Here is a 7,982-nt window from a genome sequence, read left to right on the forward strand (position 1 = left end):
TCTTAACAAAAGGACGGACGAACTGCGGAGAAATCAGCTTTGCCTCATGGCCTAAATCAGCGCTCCGGCGAGCCATAAAGTGCGCCCCACCGCAGGACTCCATCACTACGGTTGCAGCCTTGCAGGAACCGAGAAAATTAATAAGCTGAGTGCGGGAAAACTTCTTACGCAGCAGGGCGTGACCCTGCCTGTCCTGACAGTGGACATGGAAGGAATGTTTACCGAGATCGATACCAATAAACGTAACGTTTTGCATGATGGTTCCCTCTAAAATAAAATACCCTGCTAGCGTACCTCTCACAGGGTGGGGGTGACCATCTCATTAACCGACCGGCGTGCCACACAAGTTCAACGCGGAACAGCAGCGGGCCTTTATAGAAACCTATGGGAAACTGAAACAGGAAGCCGGAGACCATGAGCCCATCCTGTTCATTGATGGCGTTCATCCCACGCAGGGGGACGAAACTCGCTGATGGCTGGATGCGCAAAGGCCAGAAAACTGCGGTGAAAACCACGGGCAGCCGTACCCGCCTGAACCTGATGGGTGCCCTGAATCTGGCCGATATCAGTAAAACGGTAGTACGCGAATATGACCGTATCGACAGTTATCACATCGCAGAGTTCTTCATTGCCCTGCGTGAAACCTATCCGGTCAGTCAGAAGGTTCATATTATCCTTGATGGAGCCGGTTACCACCGGAGTAAGTTGGTGAAAGACAGGGCTTATGTGATGAATATTGAGCTTCATTACTTACCGCCATATAGCCCGAATCTGAACCCGATAGAAAGGTTGTGGAAGGTGATGAATGAAAAGGTCAGAAATAACCATTACTTCACCTCGACGGCCTTGTTCAGGCAGGCGATACATCACTTTTTTACGGAAATATTACCGGAACTTGCCGGGAACCTGTCGTGCCGTATTAATGACAACTTCCAGGTTCTGAATCCTGCATCTTCAAGTTAAGTGGATATATCTATTACCCTCTCTGGTTTTAAACCTGAAGAATAAAATACAGGAAAAGGAAAAACGAGAAAAATTGAATATCAATTTAATGAAGATAGAAAAGTTCAAGGTAAGGTGTTGGCAATCTCTATACAGGTTTGAATTGGAAGCCACATTTCAAGGCAAAAATGATCGCTGGGATCAGCCGGTAAAAAATCATACTGTTGATAAAAAGGAACGACTTGTGGAGACATAGGATCGACAAATAGCCCAATGGCCGAAATTTGTTGTGCAACCAATGCTGTTCGATATATAGCATCAATCAATAACCGCTCACCTAAACCTTGTCCTTGTTGTGAGTGATCCACCGCAAGACGGGCTAGTTTTACAGCACTGAGTGGGTGGGGATAGTTTTTGTAATCTTTGTGAGCAGGTGGCGTTGTCACAGAATATCCGGTGAGGGTGTGATAACCCATGATTGTCGCAGGCGCAGAATCCCGGCAGGCCACATAAGTTTTTGATATGTGCTTTACGGTTTTTTGCCGGGCTTGTTGTTGTAGAAACTGATTCAATTCAGCTACGCCGCAATCAAAAGTTTTGCGGTTATGTTGCTGAGTTACCTCTTCAAGGATTATTGACATTCACCGTTTCCTTGTAGTGCTGCGCTGCTTTGAGCAATTTGTTATTTGCTTTTGGCGGATTTTCCAAAGCGGCAAACAATGCATCAGCCCCTGCCATTGAGAGGTGTAATGTTTCGGTCCGTTCAATCACATTACGCGCTTTCTCCATCGCTGATTCGATAAGGAACTGTGAAATGGTTGTACCGGAGTAATCAGCTGCCCTTTGTATGATTTCTTGAATCTCTGTAGAGATTCGTGCAACCAAACGGGCTTCTTTACGTTCTGCATGAGAAGTCATTATTTCACCTACGTTTTCAGGTCTTATAGATAGAAAGAACGGAAGCGGTGTGCTTCACCTTCTTTGATAAAGATCGCTGTTATTGCGATCAGGGGCCATTATGGCATATAAGAAATTAACGTCAATATGTGTGCCTATATGGCATACATATTAGATTCAAGCTACTGTTATTTGACTCTAGTCTATACATGACAAATGGAAGTGCTGGACCTCATCGGCCGTCTTGAGCACGGGATATTTCCATGATTTTTTACAGATTAACTAAATCTGTTTTATGTTAATGACGCATGGTCAGGAAATGGTGCCAAGTTTTATGGTGGGCGCTGGAATGACAAGGGCTACTCCGCCATAGCGATCCCTGACGAGCATGTGGACTATCTCGAACACAAATTAACGCGATAATCAATCCACATCACCCGGCGTTTGGCGTCAGTAAAGGGAATCGACTTCGCATTTGATTCGCGGCAGGCACTGTAGGAATAATTAATTCTCATTGCGCGTAAAGCGAACTGTTAGGATTAGGGAGGATAAAAATATGCCATCTGCTGATAATACGGTAAAAAGAAGAGTAATGGATAAGTTAATTGCCAATTAATCCCGACATCATTTTATCTCATTGCCATTCAATTAAAGGTGATCGTTAAGACAGTTACCGAATTCAAATAGAAATGCTCAAAGCATATATCATCAGCCCAAATACATCTGATTAATATCTTGACGCTTCTGGGATTTTAGATTTCCCTCGTATTAGGCAAAAACTTACGAAGATTTTTATTAATTCCACGCATTAATAGCAATTAATTAGCGATTTTATATGATATGCATCACATTTACATCATGATCATATGATAAATATCGTGATCTTATGGTCATAAAGTTCAGAGGGCGAAATGCTCTGTTTATTCATTTCCACTCGACTCAACGGGAAGTTGTTTATTGTTCTCTCAAATGCCACGTATTAAGTGACTTGTGTTTTCCGCTTGCATTTTTTACTACGGAACAGGCTGGCATTGTCTTTGTATTCAGCGCCATCAGGTTGAAACACCGGCTCGGTAATATGAAGAAGCGTTTTGCTGCGTGATTAAAAAAACAAAACGTGATTATTGATGACATGAACGGCCTGACGGCCTGATAAAAACCTAAGCATAAAAATGGCTCATTGAAGCCGAACGTTTTTTTAGGCGCATCAGGTGCGGAACTCATTAGGGCGCGGGCATTTTTGCTCATATGACGCTGAATAGATTTAAGCAAGCCCATCATTAATCAAAATTAGTGTTGTAAAAACGGGGGGACCATAAATTTTATGCTCTCCAAATAGTGGGAATGGATAGCAATCGCCTGTGTACAAATCCGTACCGCCCGTAGAACGTTCAGGATCTTTCGTTCATGGCATGAACCATGATGGCCTTAATACCAACAATTAGTTCTGTTTGCCTAATGGAAGCATCAGCGTATATGGCTCCAACGGTGACTGGGCGAAGCCAAGACGCGTATAGAACGTTCGGGCGCTCTCATCAAGTGCGTGGACGATGATAGCTGAAATGCCCACCTGTTCCGCCGTGCTGGCGACACGCTTCCAGGCATCCTGGAGAAGCAATGCTCCGAGCTTCTTCCCCTGATATTCCACATCGACAGCCAGACGGCCGAGAAGCACTACAGGGATAGGATCTGGCATATTGCGTTTAAGCGATGGCGTAGATTCAATATGATTAATTGAACCGGCGCTTAGACAATAATAACCGATAACGTCTTTTGTGCCTTCCTTGCAAATAACAAATGTGCGGCTCGCGCCGAGCTTATTATTTTTTAAAGCCCGGCGTGAAAGCCATTCGTTTAATGTTTCATGCTGGCAATAAAAATCATTTATATTATGTTCAGCCGTTAATATTTCAGGTGCGCTTATTCCCATGGTGCTTTATATCCCATGAGTTTTTTAAAACCTGCATTATCAAAAAGCGGTTGCTCCAGCATCTGCATGAACGCATGATATTTTTCGTCGTTAACGAAAAAGTGGCGCTGATCGAGTATGGCCTCTTCAGCTGCGCGGCAGGCAGCATCCAAGATGAAATCAGTTCGGGTCTTTGAGTGCAGGTTTGCTGCATGGTCAATAAGCTCCCGCTGGAAGGTTTTCGCCCGGATGTTGATCGGGGTTTCTTTAGGTTGTGTTCTCATAAATCACCTGTGTAGCAAATTGGTAGACAGTCATCATAGCAGTCGTATAACTAATAGCTATACATTTAGCGTCTCCATTTGAAATCTCATGAAACATTGCGTAGGGAAGATTAACGAAGGACTGAACGTAGTCGAACAATGGAATGGTGCAACTGATTTTGTATTCTTTGCGCGCCGTGGGGATAAATATTACTTGAAACCCACTATAATCAGCCCACTGGCAGACAATAAGTTAAGTAGGAAAAATGAAAAAGGTTTATGCTAAGGCTTTCTCCGAACAACTGGCGCGAGAATTCCTGAATTTACGGCCAGCAATGGAAAGAATGGATAAGTTAATTGCCAATTAATCCCGACACCCTTTTATCTCATTGTCACTCAATTAAAGGTGATCGTTAAGACAGTCACCGAATTTAAATAGAAATGCTCAAAGCATATATCGTCAGCCTAAATACACCGGATTAATATCTTGACGCTTCTGGGGTTTTATATTTCCCCCGTATTCGGCAAAAACTTACGAAGATTTTTATTAATTCCACGCATTGAGAGCGATTAATTAGCGATTTTATGTGATATTCATCACATTTTTGTCATGATCATATGATAAATATCGTGATCTTATGGTCATAAAGTTCAGAGGGCGAAATGCTCTGTTATTCATTTCCTCTCGACTCAACGGGAAGTTGTTTATTGTTCTCTCAAATGCCACGTATTAAGTGACTGGGTTTTCCGCTTGCATTTTTTACTACGGAACAGGCTGGCACTGTCTTTGTATTCAGCGCCATCAGATTGAAACACCGGCTCGGTAATATGAAGAAGCGTTTTGCTGCGCGATTAAAAAAACAAAACGTGATTATTCGCTTAATGGCCGCTGTCGTCATTATCCCGTTTCAGAATTATGTAAGGGTTCAAATATGGATGGATTAGTCTTTACCTGCCGGATTGGCTCACTATCCCAAACAACCTTTCAGTGTTATGGAGTTTAAGGAGAAATAAGTATGGCAATATCCAACAGCGGCAAGATGTGCCCGGCCGTCACCTCAATTAACTGTACGATGGAAATCGGCGTCTTCCCCGCCGATGAAGACCCCTGTTATCTGGCGGAAAAAGCTGAATATGCCCTGCGTCTGCCGGCAATGATTATCACTAAGCAAGGTGCCATTCGCTTTCTTAATCAAATCATTATGAGTGGGTTGATTAAGGTTGAAGAGCTTAAGCATGACTTCCTGTGGCCTTATAAAGCAGAAGTGGTGTTTGCTATCCGAGGGAAGAAAGATGTTCCTCTGCCCATGCTGGCGACCAGTCAAGTCTCTAAGCAGCGTTATGGCGATAATTTACCGCAATCCAGTAATCCGTTTGCCCGGCCTTCTGCCGACGATATGGAGAAATTTGGGGTTGTTGGTATTCGGCGCCCCGATATTATTCTGGTTAAAGAGGAGGCTCTCCGCTGGCCGGGCAGAAATGCCACCTATTTTGATGGTTCTGTGCACCCTGATAATCTGAAAATGTTGATTGAAGTGAAGTTTCCGGGGGATAAACTTGCCGAAGATCAAGAAATAGATTATATCCAGATTGCGACCGAAGATTGCTTTGGTGTAATGCGTGTCAGCGATAACCGCACAGAAGAACAAAAACAGTATGATGAAGCGTGGCGAAAACATTATCAACCCGATTCCCAACACTATAAAAATCCCATACCATTGGCCCCGTTGCCACCCGGTTCACCTCCTGATGATGACGCCTTACCCGTTCCTCCCGAAGAGGGCGTGCCGGGGACCATTCCACAACCCCTGACAAAAAATCCCCCGCTTGTCAGTACCTCTCCGTGGTCTTTCTTACCCAGCTATGAAGACTGGGTTATTCTTGGACAGGAAGTGGCTGGTCTGACAGAGCAGGGGTTAGATTACATCCGCGACAGTACCCGTGAACTCCTTGCTCAATTTGGGGTCTGGTTCAGTGAAACCGGCAAGTGGGTGTGTAAAGAGATAATCGACCCGATAACCCATCAGGCCAGTTACGCTTTTTCCTGGGTCAGTGAACAAACGGGAAAAATCGTGACCTGGACTGAGAGTGAGATAAAAGCCCGGTGGCAAACTGTGCAACAGGGCTCAGATATCACCCTGGAAGAGCTCAAAAACATGAGCTGGCTGCAAATATTGAAAAAGGTGGGTGAAGAGATTCTGGAAGTGGTTGTGATTATTGCCGAAGTTGCTTTGGTTATCCTCGTCACCCTTGCCGTCGCCACCGCGCTGATCGTACTGTTGGACATTTTAGCTGCTGCCGCTGAAGTCAGCGCCGTAGCGTTAGCTGCTGTCCTGGCAATATTGGCGAGTGTGAAATTGGCTACCGCCTCATAATTCACGGAGAAAGTTATGGAAACTGTAGATTATTTTGCTCGGTTGAGATCACAACTGACCTCTTTTCTTTTTATCAATGGTGATGGACTGACTGTTTCCCGCTTGGGGCTCTCGATTACCCTGTTTTTTAAACAGGGTTACACGCAGGAGAAAAAACAGCGCATTCTGGCTTGTTATCGCCGTTTTCGTGAAGAGTTTGGCGCTCACCTGCGTTTTCATAGTCATTCACTGAATGGGTTAAGCAAATATTCACCGGAAAATATTATTAAAATAGAGGAAGGTATTCTCGCCAGGAAAAAAAATCAGCTTTGTGGTTGGGTCGTCAGTGATGCTAAAAATGAAGATGAAGCGCCTCATTATCTGATGCGTTACCTGGATTCTCGAGAAATTGATGGTGACGATGATAGCTCGTACCTGAGTCTGGTACTGCCCTGGGATTATCTGAAAGAACCAGAGGGCATGACTAAATTTATGGCCTGGCTGGACTTTTTGTGTGACCAACTTGAACCCGACAGTGGGGACTGTGGTTACTGTCTGGTCTTACCCAAAGACTACTATGACTATTTTCCCTTAGAGTACCAGTTAGCGCAACGTTACCCTGCCTTGCAAGTGAACTCAGCAGTGCATACAGCCAAATTACAGTATGAACATTCCATCCGTGGCATTAACTGGATCACCCTGCTGTCCAAACGCTTTGTAGGGAAATTGGGTGGGGAATACTGGATACGCGCAATGCTGGCCCGCTACACCGATGTGGTCATTAGCTCTTACCGCGATGGTCTGATGATCCGCGCAGGGAAATATCCGGATCTGACCCCGCTGCCGGGCAGTGTCCCGGAGAGTTATTTTGCCATTAACCAGCTGATACGCCCGATACGGGTGAGTCCCCGTGAAGGGCATTCTCTGCATTTTTATGGTGCCGGTCATTTTACTACCGCGTCCACACAAGCCTGGTATGCCCGCTATGATCGTGGCCCTCTGCATGTGACCCCTTTGAAGGGAGGCTATCCGGCTCTTGTCAGCGGATTCTGGCGAACCGACAGCATCCCGGGCAAGCAATATTTCTTTGCTCAGGGCGCGATGACTTTTGATGTTCAGGGTGCGGAGTCAGGCACAACGATCTGGCACTTGATACGGGAAGGGAAAAATATGTGGGAATAACAGATTATCCACTGCCTCATTATGAACGGAGAGAATATGGCAACTTCAGATTATTTTTCCCGGCTAAAATCACAACGGGTCGATTTTACTTTTACCAATAGTGATGGGCTGACCGTTTCCCGCCTGGGTATCTCAATTACCCTGTTTTTTAAACAGGGTTACACGCTGGAGAAAAAGCACCGCATTCTGGCCTGTTATCGCCGCTTTCGCGAAGAGTTTAGCACTCACCTGCGTTTTCACCGCCATGCTCTGAAAGGGTTAAAAAAATATTCGCCGGAAAATATTGCTAAAGTGGAAGAAAGCATTCTTAATCAGAAAAAGAATCAGCCTTCTACCTGGGATATTAGGGGCTGTTTACCTTTCGGGTACATAATTTACTCAACCCACATAGGCAACCAGATGATGATAAAACCCAGAGCCAGCATACTGGCGTAA

At 44.9% G+C, this 7,982-nt stretch carries 6 protein-coding genes and 3 pseudogenes; 4 read left to right on the forward strand and 5 right to left on the reverse strand.

Annotation, left to right across the window (positions count from 1 at the left end; translation table 11 throughout):
- Nucleotides 1-256: pseudogene (locus tag ACGF63_RS21835) on the reverse strand (IS110 family transposase); the annotation flags it as partial.
- A 70-nt stretch (nt 257-326) separates the two neighbouring features.
- Here ACGF63_RS21835 and ACGF63_RS21840 point away from each other — a divergent pair.
- Nucleotides 327-963 (forward strand): annotated as a pseudogene (locus tag ACGF63_RS21840) (IS630 family transposase); the annotation flags it as partial.
- A gap of 104 nt (nt 964-1,067) precedes the next feature.
- On the opposite strand, the gene ACGF63_RS21845 reads toward ACGF63_RS21840, so the two are convergent.
- The 4 genes from ACGF63_RS21845 to ACGF63_RS21860 all read right to left on the reverse strand — a co-directional run bounded on the left by ACGF63_RS21845 (nt 1,068) and on the right by ACGF63_RS21860 (nt 4,032).
- Complete coding sequence (locus tag ACGF63_RS21845) at nt 1,068-1,583, reverse strand: GNAT family N-acetyltransferase (RefSeq protein WP_387633175.1); 516 nt, start codon at nt 1,581-1,583, stop codon at nt 1,068-1,070.
- On the reverse strand, nt 1,567-1,860 hold the full coding sequence (locus tag ACGF63_RS21850; protein ID WP_387633176.1) for a DUF1778 domain-containing protein: 294 nt from the start codon (nt 1,858-1,860) through the stop codon (nt 1,567-1,569). The genes ACGF63_RS21845 and ACGF63_RS21850 overlap by 17 nt, the downstream gene beginning before the upstream one ends.
- Nucleotides 1,861-3,280: 1,420 nt before the next feature.
- Nucleotides 3,281-3,769, reverse strand: a complete 489-nt coding sequence (locus ACGF63_RS21855) for a GNAT family N-acetyltransferase (RefSeq protein ID WP_387633178.1) — start codon at nt 3,767-3,769, stop codon at nt 3,281-3,283.
- A complete protein-coding gene (locus tag ACGF63_RS21860) occupies nt 3,760-4,032 on the reverse strand; it encodes a DUF1778 domain-containing protein (protein WP_387633180.1) in 273 nt (90 codons plus the stop codon). The genes ACGF63_RS21855 and ACGF63_RS21860 overlap by 10 nt, the downstream gene beginning before the upstream one ends.
- A 995-nt stretch (nt 4,033-5,027) precedes the next feature.
- Between ACGF63_RS21860 and ACGF63_RS21865 the strand changes: the two genes are divergently transcribed.
- The 3 genes and pseudogenes from ACGF63_RS21865 to ACGF63_RS21875 all read left to right on the forward strand — a co-directional run.
- The gene (locus ACGF63_RS21865) at nt 5,028-6,386 is read left to right on the forward strand and encodes a VRR-NUC domain-containing protein (protein WP_387633182.1); all 1,359 of its coding nucleotides are present in this window, start codon (nt 5,028-5,030) and stop codon (nt 6,384-6,386) included.
- A 15-nt stretch (nt 6,387-6,401) separates the two neighbouring features.
- On the forward strand, nt 6,402-7,547 hold the full coding sequence (locus ACGF63_RS21870; RefSeq protein ID WP_387633183.1) for a DUF3396 domain-containing protein: 1,146 nt from the start codon (nt 6,402-6,404) through the stop codon (nt 7,545-7,547).
- A gap of 36 nt (nt 7,548-7,583) precedes the next feature.
- A pseudogene (locus tag ACGF63_RS21875) lies at nt 7,584-7,886 on the forward strand (type VI immunity family protein); the annotation flags it as partial.
- Between the last annotated feature and the right edge of the window lie 96 nt (nt 7,887-7,982).

The sequence above is a fragment of the Photorhabdus sp. RM322S genome (genome assembly GCF_042879395.1).
In the GTDB taxonomy this organism is placed as follows: Bacteria; Pseudomonadota; Gammaproteobacteria; order Enterobacterales; family Enterobacteriaceae; genus Photorhabdus; species Photorhabdus khanii.